Source organism: Glutamicibacter sp. NPDC055354 (assembly GCF_053644955.1).
Window position 1 is genome coordinate 155152 of record NZ_JBSHMB010000002.1, and the last position, 15861, is coordinate 171012.

Annotated in this window: 18 protein-coding genes; 5 read left to right on the forward strand and 13 right to left on the reverse strand. The window is 56.9% G+C overall.

Annotated features, from left to right (window positions below; all coding sequences use genetic code 11):
* Positions 1-158: 158 nt before the first annotated feature.
* The 3 genes from ACWICV_RS10925 to ACWICV_RS10935 form a co-directional block, all read right to left on the reverse strand.
* On the reverse strand, positions 159-1100 hold the full coding sequence (locus ACWICV_RS10925) for an ornithine cyclodeaminase family protein (RefSeq protein ID WP_400291378.1): 942 nt from the start codon (positions 1098-1100) through the stop codon (positions 159-161).
* Between the two features lie 29 nt (positions 1101-1129).
* A complete protein-coding gene (brnQ, locus tag ACWICV_RS10930; RefSeq protein ID WP_454091010.1) occupies positions 1130-2515 on the reverse strand; it encodes a branched-chain amino acid transport system II carrier protein in 1386 nt (461 codons plus the stop codon).
* 125 nt (positions 2516-2640) lie between these two features.
* Positions 2641-3315 carry a GntR family transcriptional regulator gene (locus ACWICV_RS10935; RefSeq protein ID WP_332731548.1) on the reverse strand — a complete coding sequence of 225 codons (675 nt, stop codon included), beginning with the start codon at positions 3313-3315 and terminating at the stop codon, positions 2641-2643.
* Positions 3316-3494: 179 nt separating this feature from the next.
* Between ACWICV_RS10935 and ACWICV_RS10940 the strand changes: the two genes are divergently transcribed.
* On the forward strand, positions 3495-4712 hold the full coding sequence (locus ACWICV_RS10940; protein WP_332731549.1) for an NAD(P)/FAD-dependent oxidoreductase: 1218 nt from the start codon (positions 3495-3497) through the stop codon (positions 4710-4712).
* Here ACWICV_RS10940 and ACWICV_RS10945 read toward each other — a convergent pair.
* A complete protein-coding gene (locus tag ACWICV_RS10945) occupies positions 4709-5626 on the reverse strand; it encodes an NAD(P)-dependent oxidoreductase (RefSeq protein ID WP_332595449.1) in 918 nt (305 codons plus the stop codon). The two genes, ACWICV_RS10940 and ACWICV_RS10945, sit on opposite strands and share 4 nt — an antisense overlap.
* Positions 5627-5764: 138 nt before the next feature.
* On the opposite strand from ACWICV_RS10945, the gene ACWICV_RS10950 reads away from it, so the two are divergent.
* Entirely contained in the window at positions 5765-5968 is a 204-nt protein-coding gene (locus ACWICV_RS10950; protein WP_332489410.1) for a hypothetical protein, read from the forward strand.
* Between the two features lie 43 nt (positions 5969-6011).
* Here ACWICV_RS10950 and ACWICV_RS10955 read toward each other — a convergent pair whose 3' ends face one another.
* Positions 6012-6581: a YdeI/OmpD-associated family protein gene (locus ACWICV_RS10955; protein WP_332595448.1), complete on the reverse strand. Its 570-nt coding sequence runs from the start codon at positions 6579-6581 to the stop codon at positions 6012-6014.
* A 272-nt stretch (positions 6582-6853) separates the two neighbouring features.
* On the opposite strand from ACWICV_RS10955, the gene ACWICV_RS10960 reads away from it, so the two are divergent.
* Together ACWICV_RS10960 and ACWICV_RS10965 are read left to right on the forward strand one after the other, a co-directional pair.
* Positions 6854-7039: a hypothetical protein gene (locus ACWICV_RS10960; RefSeq protein WP_400291370.1), complete on the forward strand. Its 186-nt coding sequence runs from the start codon at positions 6854-6856 to the stop codon at positions 7037-7039.
* A gap of 284 nt (positions 7040-7323) precedes the next feature.
* Positions 7324-7674, forward strand: a complete 351-nt coding sequence (locus ACWICV_RS10965; protein WP_400291368.1) for a hypothetical protein — start codon at positions 7324-7326, stop codon at positions 7672-7674.
* A gap of 51 nt (positions 7675-7725) precedes the next feature.
* Here the strand turns inward: ACWICV_RS10965 and ACWICV_RS10970 are convergent, their stop codons facing one another.
* The 5 genes from ACWICV_RS10970 to ACWICV_RS10990 all read right to left on the reverse strand — a co-directional run bounded on the left by ACWICV_RS10970 (position 7726) and on the right by ACWICV_RS10990 (position 11661).
* The gene (locus tag ACWICV_RS10970; RefSeq protein ID WP_400291366.1) at positions 7726-8187 is read right to left on the reverse strand and encodes a DUF4411 family protein; all 462 of its coding nucleotides are present in this window, start codon (positions 8185-8187) and stop codon (positions 7726-7728) included.
* On the reverse strand, positions 8184-8930 hold the full coding sequence (locus tag ACWICV_RS10975) for an ImmA/IrrE family metallo-endopeptidase (protein ID WP_400291364.1): 747 nt from the start codon (positions 8928-8930) through the stop codon (positions 8184-8186). The genes ACWICV_RS10970 and ACWICV_RS10975 overlap by 4 nt, the downstream gene beginning before the upstream one ends.
* Positions 8931-8936: 6 nt before the next feature.
* On the reverse strand, positions 8937-9311 hold the full coding sequence (locus tag ACWICV_RS10980; RefSeq protein WP_400291362.1) for a helix-turn-helix domain-containing protein: 375 nt from the start codon (positions 9309-9311) through the stop codon (positions 8937-8939).
* A gap of 567 nt (positions 9312-9878) precedes the next feature.
* The gene (locus ACWICV_RS10985; protein ID WP_400291361.1) at positions 9879-10586 is read right to left on the reverse strand and encodes a hypothetical protein; all 708 of its coding nucleotides are present in this window, start codon (positions 10584-10586) and stop codon (positions 9879-9881) included.
* 46 nt (positions 10587-10632) lie between these two features.
* The gene (locus tag ACWICV_RS10990; protein WP_400291359.1) at positions 10633-11661 is read right to left on the reverse strand and encodes a DUF6414 family protein; all 1029 of its coding nucleotides are present in this window, start codon (positions 11659-11661) and stop codon (positions 10633-10635) included.
* Between the two features lie 594 nt (positions 11662-12255).
* Between ACWICV_RS10990 and ACWICV_RS10995 the strand changes: the two genes are divergently transcribed.
* A complete protein-coding gene (locus ACWICV_RS10995; RefSeq protein ID WP_454091011.1) occupies positions 12256-13197 on the forward strand; it encodes an LPXTG cell wall anchor domain-containing protein in 942 nt (313 codons plus the stop codon).
* Between the two features lie 76 nt (positions 13198-13273).
* On the opposite strand, the gene ACWICV_RS11000 is transcribed toward ACWICV_RS10995, so the two are convergent.
* From ACWICV_RS11000 to ACWICV_RS11010, 3 genes are read right to left on the reverse strand one after another with little or no spacing between them, the layout of a single operon-like run.
* On the reverse strand, positions 13274-13825 hold the full coding sequence (locus tag ACWICV_RS11000; RefSeq protein WP_454091012.1) for a flavin reductase family protein: 552 nt from the start codon (positions 13823-13825) through the stop codon (positions 13274-13276).
* Positions 13809-14849 (reverse strand): methionine synthase, encoded by a 1041-nt coding sequence (locus ACWICV_RS11005; RefSeq protein WP_400291353.1) that lies wholly within the window; start codon positions 14847-14849, stop codon positions 13809-13811. The genes ACWICV_RS11000 and ACWICV_RS11005 overlap by 17 nt, the downstream gene beginning before the upstream one ends.
* 19 nt (positions 14850-14868) lie before the next feature.
* Positions 14869-15861, reverse strand: a complete 993-nt coding sequence (locus ACWICV_RS11010) for a DUF1852 domain-containing protein (RefSeq protein WP_402472705.1) — start codon at positions 15859-15861, stop codon at positions 14869-14871.

Here is a 15861-nt window from a genome sequence, read left to right on the forward strand (position 1 = left end):
TTCTTTTTTTCCTTGTCTATTATTTCGCCCCGGCCATCCTCCACCCCCCGCCTGTGGTTGTGGGGTTGGGGGGGGGGGGGGGCCGCCCGGGGGGGGGGGGGGGGGGGCCCCCCCCCCCCCCCCCCCCCCACGGCACTGGAATCCCTGTTCGCTGTCGCCTAGTTGGTGAAGTGCTCGTGAACGCCGACAGCAACCACCAGATCTTGCCAGGACATCCCAGTACCCTTGAAGATATTAGGCCGATCATCACACCGGGTGAATTGGCCTTGCACCAGCTTGGCGATGGTGGCTAGGTTACCGGCCAGCAAAGTGCCTTCAGCGATGGCTTGAATGACATCGCCAGCTTCACGCAGAGCTGTAGCGATATCTTCTACCACTACCAATGAGCGGCCAACCAATTCACCATCGAGCTCGCGCGACTCGGGCACATGTGAACCCATCGCGATAACGCATGCTCCTGGCTGGACAAGCGATCCGTCGAACAACGGCTCGCTTGCACTTGTCGCGCACACCACGAGTTGAGCGTTGGCAACGTCGCCAGGATCCCCAGCTCTGGCAGCCAGTCCAAAAGCATTGGCCTTCGCCACCAAGGCATCGACTCGTTCGCGATTGCGGGCCGAGATGATGACCTCGGTGATTTCCCTGATTTCCGACATGGCTTCTATATGTCCCCAAGCTTGCGGCCCGGTCCCGAAGACCATGAGCGTGCATGGGCCTGACGGGGCCAAGTGCTTAGCTGCTACGGCCGAAGTTGCTGGTGTGCGCAAAGCCGTGAGCATCGCGCCCTCAAGCAATGCCTGGGTGGACAACGTCTCGGCGTCCATCAGAATGTAGTTCGCCTGGATTCGGGGCAACCCCTTGCCCGGGTTATCTGGGGCAACGGTGGCTACTTTAATGCCCGACCATTCGCCGATGGTCGAGGGCATGAGCAGCATTTCGCCGCTTCCGGCAGCGATGCCTGTGCGATCAGGATCTGTCGCTGGATCGAAGCCGTCCCGCAAGGCGTTTTCTAGAAGTTCGCGCGCGCGGTCAGGACTGACAGCTTCCGCAACTTGCTCGGATGTGTACCAGACAGGTGAAACTTGCTTAGTGAGGTTCATGGATGCTCGTTTCTGTTGTTTTGACAACGTCAGGATTTTGACACAGCTTGTTGCGGTTCGCTCGCAGTGTTCCGCTGAGCTTCTGGATACTCACGCTTTGGTTCTGCGCGAAGCCGAGCGACCAGGTAGCCAAGAAGGCCGCCTGCGAAGGCCGGGATAATCCAACCGCCGCCTTGGGCGAACATCGGGATGAAAGCCAAGGCGTTGTCGATGCCGTCAACAAAAAGACCTGCGGATTTGACTGCATCGAATAGGCCGATCAGTCCCGCGCCCAAGATCGCGCCGATGTATACGGACTGGTATCCGGAAAAGAACCGGTTGAGCATTACAAGGAGAATCAAGGTAATTGACAGCGGATACAGGAACATCAGCAGCGGAATAGCGGTTTCCAAAACGGTTTCCAGTCCGAAGTTGGTGAATAGCAACCCGGCCAGGCCGAAGATATATACCCAGCGCCGGTAACTAGCCCATGGAGTGATGTTGCTGAAATATTCAGATACGGAAGACAGACAGGCGATGTTCGTGGTGATGCCGGTCAAGAGAACAATGACGCCCATGGCAATGACGCCGCCGGTCCCCAGCAGATAGCGGGAAGACTCGGCCAGTACTGCGCCGCCGTTGTCGAAGCGTCCGATAGCTTCAACGCTGGTTGCGCCGATCCAAGCCATCGAAATATGCAATAAGGACAGGCCGATGACGGTGATCACGCCGGCTTTGATGAAGACCTTGGTGATAGCACGGGGCTCAGTAATCCCGATGGCTTTTATGGATTGGATGAAGACGCCACCGAATACGAGCGCTGCTAGCGCGTCCATGGTGAAGTAGCCTTCGGTGAAACCTTTGAGGAATGTGCTGGAAAGGTACGGTTCAATAGGATCTTGCGGGGCGCCCATCGGCGTGAGGAATGACTTGCCGATAATGATGAGCAGCAGCACGGAGAAAACGGGAGTAATCAATTTTCCCAGACGCGCCACCAGCTTTCCCATGTCGAGGGAGAGGAAGATCGTCAACGCGGTAAATGCGGCCGAGAAGGCAAGCAGCATCCAGCGGGCGCCGTCGTCTGATAAGTCAAGGTGCGGCTTGAGAGCGATCTCGTACACCACGGAACCTGTCCGGGGGATTACGTACAAAGGGCCGAGCGCCAGGAACAAGAGCGCGCAAAAGCCTCTGGAAAACCAGGGATGCACGCGGTCCGAAAGCGGCTCAACTCGACCGCCGGCCTTAGCCAAAACGATGATCGCCAGAAGCACCAGGCCGACACCAGTCAGGAGGAAGGCGCTCATGGGCACCAAGGAAGACTTGCCGGCTTGCTGCCCGACCAACGGGGCGAAGATGATGTTGCCGGCGCCTAGGAACATCGCAAATAGCGTCAGGCCGATAACAAGCATTTGAGGTGCTGAAATCTTTGTTTTCATTCGAGTCCTCGAGATTGTTGGGGATCGGGATATCCGATGTCCAAGACGCAACTGTAGCGTGCATCACTTCTATGTTATATATTACACAAAACGTGATTCGAGTCCAATGGCGGGTTCGGGACTTTCTAAGTAGCTTGAGGTTCGGGGCGGTCGGCCCAAATGCCGCGGCTGTGCGCGAGGTGGCGGGTCATTAGTTCGGCGGACAGATCGCCGTCACCTGCGGCAATGGCTGCCAGGATCTCCAAGTGCTCTTCGGCGGATTCCGTGAGGTCACCATGATCAGCCATTTTCTGCAGGCCCTGCATGCGAGCTTGGTCGCGTAGCTGCTCGACGGTCTGCACCAGGCGATGGTTTCCAAGGGTCTCCAAGAGCGCCTTGTGGAACTTGCGGTCGCTGTCCAGGAATCTGCGGACGTCGCCTTCGCGGGCCGCGAGAATGATGTCAGCAGCCAGCGTCTTGAATGGCTCCGGATCGGTGCCATGGAAATTTTCGGCGACTTCGCGCATCGCTGGAACTTCCAGCATGGTGCGGAGCTTGAAAATCTCGTCCAGATCTTGCTCGGTCAGGACCGGTACGCGGAATCCCTTGTTGCGGATGACTTCCACAATTCCCAGGTTTGCCAGATCCATGACAGCTTCGCGGACCGGGGTAATTGACACCCCTAGTTCGGCGGCAACTTTGACAACGCTTTCCACATTTCCCGGTTGGATTTGCCCCATGACAATCGAGGTGCGAATTGCGTTTCGGGCCTGTTCGCGCAGGCTGATCGCCCTCAAGGGAGTGTGATTGCTCGTAGTCATATCTACTTGTTTACCACGTTCGAGCAAACCCTCATGGCAGTGTGCCCGCCTGGCGGGAAGTGTGGCTGTATCCGCAGGCAGGATACTCACTAAGGTGTAAGGTATAACACAATACCGATGGGTGCTGGCGTGATGATTTAACCATCTAGCCAGCAAGGAAACGTAGCGCAGGAGCAAGAATGAGCCTAGAACGAGCTGACGTCGCAGTTATTGGTGCCGGAATAATCGGCGCAGGAATTGCCAGCCGGCTGAGCCGAGACGGGCTGGATGTGGTGGTTATTGATCCCGCGCCGGGACGCGGTTCATCCCTGGGCAATGCAGGACTCATCGTCCCGAGCTATTCGACTCCGATGTCCACTCCAGGGAACTTGTGGGAGGGCATTAAAACTTTCGGCAGCCAGCATGCCCCGGTGACGTTTGCGAAGCCATTGGGGTTCGAATCATTGAAGTTCTTGGCCAGCTTTGCAATGAACTGCAGGCCGGGACGTGTCAAAAGGGATACAGCGAAGCTCCATGGCCTGGCGACACTGAGCCAGAAACGATACCAGCAGCTGAGAGAAGACGGATTGGATCTCGGCATGCAAGAGCAAGGCTGGTTGTGGCTATCCACGGATGAGGGCAATGCCGAACGCCTGCATGCGGATGCCGAGCGCATGCGTGCGGCTGGTGCGACCTGCGATGTTGTGAATCGAGAGCAAATCGTTGATCTGCAGGCCGGGGTAGAAGATGGAGTTGCCAGCGGGATCTGGTTCTCCAACGAAGGTTTCCTGGATCCTGAAGAAGCCGCAAGGCGTTGGTTGCAAGATGCCATTGACCATGGAGCCCAGGTCGTAGGTGCGAAGGTCATCGACCACGAAGCTACCGGATCCAACCTGCACACCTTGATCACTGATTCCGGGAGGGTCTCGGCGCGACACGTTGTTTTGGCAACGGGAGCCTCCAGCCGTGAAACCGGCAAGGCCTTGGGAGTCAGTGTGCCAGTTGAGCCTGGATACGGCTGGTCGGTGACTCTGGAAGATCAGGACCGCTTGGTTAGTCGTGCCTTGATGGGGATGGAAGATCATGTGGTTATCAGTCCAATGCCTGGACGTGTGCGAATTACGGGCGGAATGCGTTTTGGCGGCATGAGCAATGCAGTTCCAGCTGATTCGGATATTTCAGCCCTGCGCCAGGGCGCGGAAGCATTGCTGCCAGAGCTTAGGCATTTGCCGGAACTTAGCCGTTGGCAGGGCGCCCGGCCGATGACTGCAAGCGGCGTGCCGATCATCGGGCAACGCAAATACGAGAACCTGACAGTAGCCGCGGGGCATGGACCCCTCGGCGTTACCCTGGCTCCGGTTACCGTCGACAAGGTTCATGAAATTGTCGAGCATTCCTTGGCAGCAAGCAGGGCCTAGCCAAGGTTGCGGCGAACAATGTTGTGCGGTGCCGAACCGGTGGATAGCAGCTGAACTTGCTGCGTCGCCAAATTCGACACCAACCGCATGAATTCCGAGGTATCACCAGCCATATGCGGCGTAATGATGCAGTTCGGCGCGGTCCACAACGGATGGCCCGTGGGCAACGGCTCGGGATCGGTCACATCCAGAGCCGCGCGCAGGCGTCCCGAGCGCAGCTCGTCGAGCAGATCTGCGGTGTTCACAATAGGGCCGCGGCCGACATTCACCAGCAGTGCGCCGTCGCGCATGCGCTGGAGGAATCCTGCATCAATAAGGCCTTGGGTCTGGGGTGTATGCGGCAGAGTGCAGATGACGACATCGGCTTCAGGCAGGAGCTCAGCTGCATCGCGCAGGGCGACGACATTGGTGCCATCATCCAGGATTCGCGGGGAACTGGCGACTCCGGTGATTCTGGCTGGTTTGAAGGCTTTGAGCCGTTCAATAGTGGCTGTGCCAACACCGCCCACTCCGAGCACCACGACATTGGAGCCGAAAAGCGAGGAAGTCCACAAGCGAGGCCACTCCTGCTCTTTCTGCGAGGCCATGGCCGCAGGGAGCTCGCGCAATGCGGCCAGTACGAGGGCGAGGCAGTGCTCAGCGGTGGAGTCTTCCACTGCGCCGCGGGAATTCGACAAGACTGCTTCGCCGGGGAGATGCTCCAGCACCCACTCGTAGCCGAGGGATAGCAGATGCACGTGCTTGAGCCCCGGGATTCTGCTGACTCGCGAGCGATGCGCAGGATCCAGCGGCCGCTCGGTAACGAGCACATCAGCTGCTGGAGGCTCGCCATCATTGATATTCCACAAGACGGTTTCGACCCCGGGAATCTGCATGCTGTCGACCAAGCTTTGCCACGGAACTAATACACGCAAACCATGAATCCAATCGTGAGATGAGATATTGCCGGCGTTGCCCGGGCATTGAATTCCACGGTACCAAGGCCCCCGCGAAAATGATCAGTTCCAGAAACCATTTTCCCCAGAGCTCAGTCCTGCGTCTAAACTGGCGATATGACTCAGAGCGTGAAGAAAACCCGGCAGGCCGGACTAGGAATGACTACAGGAGCAATGTTCATTGCCTGGACCTTGGGCCTTGTCGGAGTAGTCATGCTGATTCTTGGAGGGGCCACTGCGGCCGCGCTAGTCATTCTTGCGGCAGCCATTTTGCAAGCAGGCGCCATGATCGCCGAAGCGATATACCGCTCCAGAAGCTAGCGCTCAGTGGCATCGTCCGCGTAGTACTGTACCGGACCAAGGATCAGGCTTCTGGACCCTGCTCAAGTTCTGCAACGAATCGGGCCAAGCGGGCAGTCCTCGTTTTCTCCGTTCGGGCAATCATCAGCTGATGCAGGATGTGATAGCGCGGTTGGGATTTCAAGGCCGCAAAATTCGTGGCCGCCACGGTCGAACGATCCAGCGCTTCTTGCAGATCCGGAGGAACCTGGGCGGTGGCCTGGCCTTGGTAGGCACGCTCCCACCGTCCATCTTCCTTGGCCTTCTGGATTTCCGCGAAGCCTCGTGGCCGCATGCGTCCTTGATCAATTAATTCCTGGGCGAATTCAGTGTTCTTCTGGGACCAGACAGAGTTCTTCCGGCGGGGAGTGTAGCGCTGGAGGAAGGTCGTCTCGTCGCGTTTGCGGCGGATGGCATCGATCCATCCGCTGCAGAGCGCCTCGGGCAATGCTTGTGCGACAGCGAGCGAGGTGGGGGAAGTCGTTCCCTTCTTTGCCACTACCAGCCAAACGCCATCGCTGGTTTCTTCGTGTTCGTCGAGCCAAGCGCGCCAAGCGGTGACATCAGGAAGAATCAAAGCATCTTGTGGATCCATGGAACCTATCCTGCACCTCGTTGCCCATAGTTGCTAGAGCTTGGACTCGCCGTCGGGATGATGCCTGCCATTGCTTGCCCGATGGACGGCGGGACGTGTCCGGAGCCCGTGGAGCAATTTCCTGCTCCGGTACATTATGAAATGACACGCCACGGATCATGGCGAAGGGCACGGTCAGCCGTCGGCGGGCCAAAGTGATGAGGGCTCGACTGCTGCATTTTTCCAGCACCAGTTTGTCCCCGCAGTCCTGGTCATCGCCAAGCTCAGCGTCAATGCCGCGCATCTACACGCAGGCCGACGTAGAGCGGTATGCGAAGGCGTGGTGGGCGCGCATCCAGTCCCACAGTGCGTTGACTGCGGCGGTGACTCCGGCACGCGACGAGTACGTTGCCCGGTGGGCTGATGCATCGGAAAGCGATGACGGCCAGGCCCTCGACGAGCTGCGCACATTCAAGTAGGACTGCGGCCCGTTCGTGCGCTTGTACGACTTCATGTCCCAGGTCGTCGACTACGGCACCAGCGACCTGGAAAAGCTCGCGGAGTTCCTGCGCCAGCTTATAAGGCTGTTGCCATCCGACGATGTCTCTGCCTCGGTGAACGTTTCCGGGCTCGAACTGCGCAAGGTCCGCCAGATCGACAGGGGCAAGGCGGACATCGGCCTGTCCGGCGAGCTGGACACTCCGGTGCTCCGTGGATCACCGGCGTCGGTTCGCATGTCTCTAGGCAGGATCCGCAGCAGGAATTGCTCTCGGACATCGTGGCCAGGATCAACGCGCCGTTCGGTGCGGAGTTCGCCGATCCACAGATCCAGGGCTTCGTGGTCGCCGCGGCTGGCATGGCGGAGGATGATCCGCGCATCGGCGAGAAGATCGACCACAACGCGCTCGACCAGTTCATGGCGTCGCCGGAACTGCGGGAGATCCTGACGGATGCGGCAGTGCTCAACGAAGGAGCTTTCGGGAAGCTCACCGGTGCGCTGACCGGCGAGAACGACCGCGCGGATGAATTCATCCGGCTTAGAGGCCGCTATCTCTATCAAACTCGTCGTTCGAGAACTGAGAATTCTGAAGATGAGGGGAACGAGGGATCATGAGTCGACCGCAGCGAGCAGGCTGACTCACTTACAGCCTGACCGAGAGGGACCTTAGAATGTCCAACCCTCGCGGCGCACATAATCGAAGAACTTTAGGACTTCCACGCCGTGCTCAGCCGCGACGTTGGGAATCTTGAGATTCTTCTCAGATGTGTTGGGCCCTTTCCTGCGCTCTTCGGTGACCAGCAACGAGCGCTCGACTTTCGCATGGGCGATCACGAATGGATCGGCCTCGTTGAGCTGGCCTTGTACCCATCCTGGATGCGCGTTAGCGATCTCCGCTACCATGTTGAGTTCGTCTTCAGAAATTGCGCAGACGAAGTCGGGAAGTTCCTTGGCCCACTTGTGGAGGGCGTCACCACTGCGATTGACCTCCCGGTGGACGGCCTCGCAAATGCAGCTGTCTCCGTTGGTTGCTGATACCTCGATACTCTCCCAGATACTAGGGAAGATGTCGCGCGGATACACCCGCTGCAGATTGATGAGGATGTTGCTGTCGAGGGTGTAGGTCACTCCGCACCCCCAGTTCTGTAGTATTCGGTCAAGAGCTGTTCGACCATTGGAACGCGCGCATTGAGGAGATAAGTGGCATCCATCATGTCTACCCGTCGGTCCTCGATTGCATGAGCAACGGCGCCAATGTAAGAAGAGCCGAGATCTCGATAGCGGAGTCGCCATGGTGGCACAATACTGCCAGACTTCTTTCTCAACTCTCGCACTTTGCTCCACTCAGCGTCACTGCGCAACCGGATCGCGGCTAAGCCTTCGTCATCGATGATGTTGAGGGTCCGAAGACGTACGGCGGCGGCAAGCGGACTGACCTTGAAGACCGACGCTAGGTGTCCAGACAGTTCATACGGATCGTCGATCGGGCGCAACTGTCGGCGAACAGAGTTTTCGGGCATTAAGAAATTGGCCGCGAAGCTGTTTGCCAACGCCTCCTCGTTGATGTTTTCTTTGAGTACACAGAGGCCGCTGGTGCGGTTCGCAAGGTGCGCGAGCTCGTGAAACAAGGTGAATGTGCGACCGGAAGCGCTGTCCCCACCGTTGATCAGGATGACAGGCAACCTGTCATGATGGATGGACAATCCGCGGAAGGTCCCCAACGCGATCTTCGTGGTCTGGAACACGAGGATGTTCCTGGCCTCGATTAGTCCGCGCCAGAAGTTGAAGACCTGGTTGATCTGGGACTCGGTAGGGACGAAGGTGTCAAGGAGACCGAACTGTCGACGCACGTCGGCGGCCTGGTCTTTCAAGTTTTCCTAAGACAAGGGTCGCAGCTCCAACTTCTCACCGTGAGTGGTCGCCAGATCGAGCATAGCGTCTCTATGCTGCTCGGCCCGGCGCATCTCTCGGGCGAGGTCCGCCGGCAGCTCGTCGTGTAGGCGACCTCGGAAGTCGGCCGTATCGGGTACGTCAGGCTCCGCCGGGGCCGGGGCGAAGAAGAATCCAAGTGGGCGATCAAGTTTGCTTGCCATCAGGGTAAGCTGTCGGAAGGTAGGAAGACTCTCGCCTGCTTCGAATTCCATGACCCGTTCAGTCTTGACCCCTACAGCCTTTGCGAGGTCTTCCTGCGTCACGCGTCCGAGTTCGCGTGCCCAGTTCAACGTGTCACCATTAATCGGGGCGCGGGCCATGAGCACTCACCTCCGTTCATGACCAGTATGCTTTAAAGTTGGTCTATTTCGACTTATGTCAGTTAATCCTAAGGCGGGACCATCCTTTAAAAGGAAATATGACTCTCGTTTCGGTCCGAGGTTTAGCGCCGGATCCGCGTGTGGGACCGACCGCGGCTTCCCTTCGGAATGTGCGTCGTTCGGCTGCTGTAGTTATCCCACTATTTCGCGCCGATGATCGAGCATGGGACTAAAGGTATGCCAACCGGACTGTACCCGACGCTTGTAGGTCGCAGAAGCATGGGGCGGCCGAGAGTTGGCCGGATCGTGTAGCGAGTGCGTAGCACGTGTAGCACGTTCTTGTTTCGTAATTCAACGATGGTGCCCGTCCTCGTCTCCTGCATGCCTTCTGCGACCAGATGGCAGCACTTGACCAAAACGGGATCATGTCATGCTGTCGATCGCCGCTCGTCTTGGGCCGCATCGCCGATGGTGAGCCTTGAAAGTTAGAGTGTAATCATGTTGAGGTTAGGAGCGTGCCAGTAACTTTCGCTCTTTCCAACGTCGGTCTCTGCTGCTGCCGGTGCCTTACTGGCGACCGACGGAACGAGGATGAACTTCGAACCCGAACTGCGTCCCCGACTCGCCGAGCGCGTGGTTCCTGCCGGCAACGGCGATCATTTCCCACAGGCGTTCGATGGAAAGTGCGATTCGTTCATGGAGCGAACGATGGAAGGAATCCCACAGTTCATTGTCCGATACGGAATTCATGGCCTCATTGAATAAGTCCTTGATCTCCGGTTCGAGCATCACGGCGTCTTCGATGCGCTGCCAGTGTTCTTCGGGACTTTCCCACACCTGCGGCGAGTCCCCAAGAACATCCAGATAGTAAAAGCGACCACTTTGCCCGTATCTGCCCAGCGCCGCGATCAAAGGCTTGACTACGAAATCGTCCTCAACTGAGGAGAGCAGACCACGAACATATTCGGACTTATCCGCTGTTAGTTTCCTGAGTTCGTCGAAGACGGCATCATGCATGTCTACGAGGTTGTGCCCGTGCGATTTCATCTGCGCCTTTGTTGGCCATTTGCCATCGCGTTCCAGGTCGACTAGCCCCAACGTCAGCTTGTATAGCTTTTCCACGCCGATGGAAAGCATGGTGAAGATGGGATCTCGTGTGGTTTCGACGAACGCTGCGGTTCGCATCGCCCGTATCCCGTAGGCCAATAGATTGCGAGTTGAATTCATTTCAGAGATCAACGCGAAAGTCTGATCGCGGTTGAGATTTTCTATCATGAGAGTCCCCTTTTTGTTTTCGGATGGGTAGTTAAGGAGGAATAGATTACACGTAGATCGCTATCGGGATCACTTTGAACGAAGCCCCGTCGATGCGCGCAGAGAGGCCAAGGTCGAAGGCCATTGCTCCAGTGATCTTCGCTTTCTTGAGACCTTGATCCGCCTGCTCCATCAGTTCGTCCACCAGTGTTTCAAAGCTTTCAACAGGAACAGAGCTGAGGAGCTTGTTACGCTCAAGGGTGGGACGGTCGTGTTCGACTGACTCCGCGACCTTGCCCAAAACAGTAAAGCGCCCGTCGAGGATCCGATCGGTGTCCTCGACGGTGAAATAGGCAGCATCGCACATAGTTATCGCCGTGACTTGGTAGTTCTCCGAGCCGAGATTGCCAAAGAACTCACGTGTTCCATCGCTACGGAAGTCCTTCCGAATCGCCCTGGTTACGGATGCCGCAAACTCGGCCTGGGCATCGGCCCGGAATCCAGTTTCGGCGAAGTAGGCCTGCTGCGCATCGAAGTCGCCCCACTTCTCAAAAGCTTTCAGCGCCTTCTGCTTTGCTTGGAAGCGAACGACGGATGCTATGAGTTCTGGCGAAAGTACATCAAGGAACGCTGACATCTGATCTGGCTTGAACTCAGTAGTGTATTCAACGAGATCACCAACTTTCAGAGTCTCCGCGTCGGACAGAGTTGCGACCGTGTGAAGCAACCCGAAATGACGCAACGACTCGCGAACGACATGCAGATAGTATGCCTGGGTGTATTCCCAGACTGAGCGGCGGTTCTGAGTCGAGGCCTGTGCCTCGATAACCTCTTCACCTGCGGACATTCTCGCAGTGAGACCCAATTTCGACCCGAGCCAACCGATGTTTCCTGTGCCTTCCGCCGAACCGTCAACAGTGGTTGTCTCCGTTGCGGTATTGGTTCCGCCGCCTTCAGTCGTATCCTCTTTTACCAGCGGGGCTCGATAAATCTGCTGAAGTATGCCGCTGACATGATCGGGATTCTGATAGACCGTGACTGTGGGAGCTGACTGTTGTTGATTGAACGCGGTGTCCTGAGTCTTTCGGGTGGCCATTCTCTCCCTCTTTCTGAATATTGCTTTTCAGTATATGAATGAGAGGGGACAGTTTAGTTCGAAGGTGAATTCCAGGCACTTTGCGTGAGATCAACGAGCACTTCTGCTGTTCAGAAAATTCGAATACAGGTATACCAAAGAATCATTAGCGGAATTGAGCTTAATTCATAACCTCGTTTAATGAGGTTCCTCAGGCTCGCAGGCAACGAGTTTTACGTGAAAAAATTTCTTGGTGAATCTTCGGGCAATGAGCTAGATTTAGCCTAATCATCAATTCATCGGCGCAGGACAGAGCGACTTTAGCAATCATTGCTATTTTATTCTGTTGTGAGGTTCTTGCGCCGATTCGCACTCTTTGAAGCAGGATAATTGAAAACCAAATTAGGCGCGGCGGCAATGTCGACGGCACTGATCACGGGATTGGTGCTTAGCGGCCCGGCAGCAAATGCAGAAGTGATTTCGGATGAGGTCATCTCAACGCCAGTGGAATCGTCAACGTCAGCGGACGCGCAGGCGGAGCCAGTTGCGTCGCAGTCTCCCGTAGCGGACGTCGTTGAATCCGAGGAAAGCATCCTTCCAGCTGAGCCAGAGACGATGCTCGATGCCGACGAATCCAATGAGACAGAAACGTCGGAACCTGCCATTGACCCCGCAACCGAGTCCTCGGCTGCTCCAACTGCTGTTTCCGATGTGGCCGAAGAATCAAAACCCGCGGTGACGGAATCAGCTGCTTCGTCAGAACCTGAAGCTACACCTGAGCTCACTGCTGAAGTTGTTGAGTCGGTCAAGGCCACCGAAACATCATCGGACGTTGCCGTCCAAGGCGAAGACCCTCGCTGGGCCCAAATTGACGCGCTGATGCCCGAAAGTAGTGAGGACTGGGACGAAGCCCAGTGGGAAGCTTTCGATCAGACCGAAGCCGGGCAGGAGATGAACCGACTTCTTGATGAATTGCTTGCTGAAGATATCATCTGGTACGAAGAATTCGACCTTTCTGATGAAGAGCTGGCTTTCTGGCAGTCCATTAACGAGCTTATTCCTGAGGAAAGTTTCGACTGGGACAAAGCCCAGTGGGAAGAATATTTCCAATCCGACAACGGGCTCGAGCTGATTGACTTGATTCTGCCTTTCATGATGGAAGGCATTGAAAGCGATGAAGACGCCGCGGAGATCCAAGCATTCCTCGAAGAGGTTTTTGCTAACGACCCCGAACTGCGAGCGTATTACCTTGAAATGTACTTCGGCATCCAGCCGGAGACTGAAGGCGAAGGTTCGGGAGATCCAGAAATCGAAGAGGAAACAACTCCATCCGAAGATAAGTCTCCAACGGCTGCCGCCGAAATCAAGCCAGCAGGTGAAATTAGCAAGGCTCCTGCAGTCGAGAAACAGTCCATCACGAAGGCTGCCGGTTCCACCGCGCCAGAACTGGCAAACACCGGTTTTGACGGCTTCGCCGCTGCAGGGCTAGGACTTCTCATGGCCCTCGCTGGTGCGGTATTTGTGGCCCGTGGACGCAGGAAGTCCGCCAAGCACTAACTCGCTGCAGCACAAGACCGTCAGTGCAGTCTGAGGCTGTTCGACCGGTGTCCCAAGGGGCAGCGGCCGGACAGCTTCAACTGGTTACCTGCGAGTTTTCATCCAAGCGGTGCCAGGCGCGATTATGGTAAACCAGTCCATTGCCGGGTTGACCGGGTTCGCTATCGCGGTCAACGTGCGACTCAAAGGCGCGCGCGACAAAAACTGTGGATGTTCCTGCCTGAACCCGCTCGATGACCGCGCAACGAACCCAGGCCCGGACGCCATCAAATACCGGTTCGCCGGTGCTCAGCCTTGACCACGTTTGCTTCTGTGCGAAGCGATCGATCCCACTGGTTGCTCCCAATTTAGCCACCTCGATGTCATGTGCATCCAAGCTGTGAACGACAAGAGATGTTGCGCGGGTGAGCACTTTGGCCGCCGAGGACAGCGCAGAAATCGAGAAGACGAGCAATGGCGGATCAACGCTGATCGAAGCCACGGACGTTGCCGTGAGGGCAACTGGTCCGTCGCCGGCATCGGCGGTTATCAGGCTGACGCCACCGGGATGCCCGCGGAAGATTGCTTTGAAATCATCTGCGGGCAACGATGGTGTCGCCGATTCTGTCACTTCAGACGCGGGCACCAACAAGCTCCTCGCGCAGGATGCCAGCCCCTGCGCTGAGCGCGCTGAGCTTGGCCAGGGCAACATCGCGACGGAATGGAGCCATGCCGCAGTTGGTGCTGGCGATCAGCTTGTCCGCATCCACAAATTCCAGTGCATTGCGCAGAGTCTGCGCTACTTCGTCCGCTGTCTCCACAGCGTCATTGGCCACGTCGATAGCTCCGAGCATCACTCGCTTGCCGCGGACCAATTCGACGACCTCCAGCGGGACATTCGAATGGTGGGATTCCAGCGAAACGGTATCGATGGAGGAAGCCTGCAACAGTGGGAAGGACTTCTCATAGTGGCGCCACTGAGCGCCGAGGGTGGCTTTCCAATCATTGTTCGCCTTGATGCCGTAGCCAAAACAGATGTGGACTACGGTCTCGGCTTTAAGTCCCTGGCAGGCACGCTCCAAAGCTGCGATGCCCCAGTCGGCCACCTCATCGAAAAAGACGTTGAAGGCAGGCTCATCGAACTGGATGACGTCCACTCCAGAGGCTTCCAGTTCGCGAGCTTCCTGGTTCAGGATGGTCGCAAACTCCCAGGCCAGCTTCTCGCGGCTGCGGTAGTGTGCATCGTACAACGTATCAACCATGGTCATCGGGCCAGGCAGGGTCCACTTGATCTGACGGTCGGTCAGCGTGCGCAGGAACTGCGCGTCCTGAACGAATACCGGCTTTTCACGTTCAACGGCACCGACCACGGTGGGGACACTGGCATCATAGCGGTTGCGGATGCGCACGGTCTCGCGCTTCTCGAAGTCGACACCGCTCAGGTGCTCGATGAATGTGGTGACAAAGTGCTGGCGCGACTGCTCGCCGTCGGAAATGATGTCGATGCCGCGCTGGGTCTGTTCAAGCACTGCTGCGCGCATGGCATCTTGCTGGCCCTCGCGCACTTGCGCGCTTTCAAGCTTCCAGGGGGACCAAAGTTTTTCAGGCTCGGCAAGCCATGAAGGTTTGGGCAGACTGCCGACAATAGACGTGGGGATAAGCGGGGAAGTCATAGAAGAATCTTTCGGAATATCAGGCGACAGGAGTCGGGTAGGAGGAAGACCACTGATCGAGCAGTTCGCGATTCGGAATAATGAAATGCTCTTCGGCGAACTTCCCTTGGGTCTTGCCTAGCTGGGTTCGTTCTTCGCGGTCATAAAAAACGCGGGTAGGGGAGAAGTCCTGGGCGCCGAGACTCGGGTGGTACACGGCAGGCGCTCCCGAGTTGGCATTGTAGATTTCCGGGCGGTAGATCTTCTGGAAGGTCTCCATGGTGCTGATCAGGCTGATCAGCTGCAGATTGGTGTAGTCGTTGAGCAGGTCACCGCGGAAGTAGAACGCCAGCGGTGCCACGGCACCTGGCGGCATGAAGTAGCGGACGCTCAAGCCCATTTTCCCGAAGTACGCATCGGTCAATGAATTTTCGTCCTGCTGGTATTCCAAACCGAGCACTGGGTGGCTGTTGCCGGTGCGGAAATAGGTCTTGGAAGTCGAGACGCTGATGCAGATCACCGGTAGCTGCTCAAAACGCTGACCATAGGCCTGCGAGTTAAGGAAGTGCTGGAAAAGTTGCCCGTGGAGATCGCCAAAATCTTCGGGAAGAACTGGGGTGCCGGCGCCACGACTCTGCGCAGGAAGCACCACACTGAAGTCATAGTCGCGGACGTACGACGAAAAATTATTGCCGACTATTCCCTGGGTTCGAGTGCCTAGGAGTTTATCCACGATCGTGGTTTCAAGGACTTCTAAAAGGGGAAATTTCTGGTCGTTATTATCGGCAGTGAAATGCACGTTGGCAGAAATGATTTCCAATTCCAGCGCATATCGGTCTCCTTGGGGATTGTCCCAGTGAGCCAAGGAATTGAAGCGGCGGTTGATCATTGTTAGAGCATTGTTCAGGTTCTCTGCGCGGCGCTCTCCACGCGCCAAATTGGCGAAGTTCGTGGTGGTGCGCGAATTTGCTGACGGGGTGTAATTCTCGTCGAATTTAGTGGTGCTAATGCTGAAGGTCAACGCGTCTGCCAT

Bases quoted from the DNA above. Each gene is read 5' to 3' on its own strand.
- ACWICV_RS10925 (WP_400291378.1), bottom strand. From the start codon at position 1,100: ATGAACCTCACTAAGCAAGTTTCACCTGTCTGGTACACATCCGAGCAA.
- brnQ (WP_454091010.1), bottom strand. From the start codon at position 2,515: ATGAAAACAAAGATTTCAGCACCTCAAATGCTTGTTATCGGCCTGACG.
- ACWICV_RS10935 (WP_332731548.1), bottom strand. From the start codon at position 3,315: ATGACTACGAGCAATCACACTCCCTTGAGGGCGATCAGCCTGCGCGAA.
- ACWICV_RS10940 (WP_332731549.1), top strand. From the start codon at position 3,495: ATGAGCCTAGAACGAGCTGACGTCGCAGTTATTGGTGCCGGAATAATC.
- ACWICV_RS10950 (WP_332489410.1), top strand. From the start codon at position 5,765: ATGACTCAGAGCGTGAAGAAAACCCGGCAGGCCGGACTAGGAATGACT.
- ACWICV_RS10955 (WP_332595448.1), bottom strand. From the start codon at position 6,581: ATGGATCCACAAGATGCTTTGATTCTTCCTGATGTCACCGCTTGGCGC.
- ACWICV_RS10960 (WP_400291370.1), top strand. From the start codon at position 6,854: ATGCCGCGCATCTACACGCAGGCCGACGTAGAGCGGTATGCGAAGGCG.
- ACWICV_RS10980 (WP_400291362.1), bottom strand. From the start codon at position 9,311: ATGGCCCGCGCCCCGATTAATGGTGACACGTTGAACTGGGCACGCGAA.
- ACWICV_RS10985 (WP_400291361.1), bottom strand. From the start codon at position 10,586: ATGATAGAAAATCTCAACCGCGATCAGACTTTCGCGTTGATCTCTGAA.
- ACWICV_RS10990 (WP_400291359.1), bottom strand. From the start codon at position 11,661: ATGGCCACCCGAAAGACTCAGGACACCGCGTTCAATCAACAACAGTCA.
- ACWICV_RS10995 (WP_454091011.1), top strand. From the start codon at position 12,256: ATGCTCGATGCCGACGAATCCAATGAGACAGAAACGTCGGAACCTGCC.
- ACWICV_RS11005 (WP_400291353.1), bottom strand. From the start codon at position 14,849: ATGACTTCCCCGCTTATCCCCACGTCTATTGTCGGCAGTCTGCCCAAA.
- ACWICV_RS11010 (WP_402472705.1), bottom strand. From the start codon at position 15,861: ATGGCAGACGCGTTGACCTTCAGCATTAGCACCACTAAATTCGACGAG.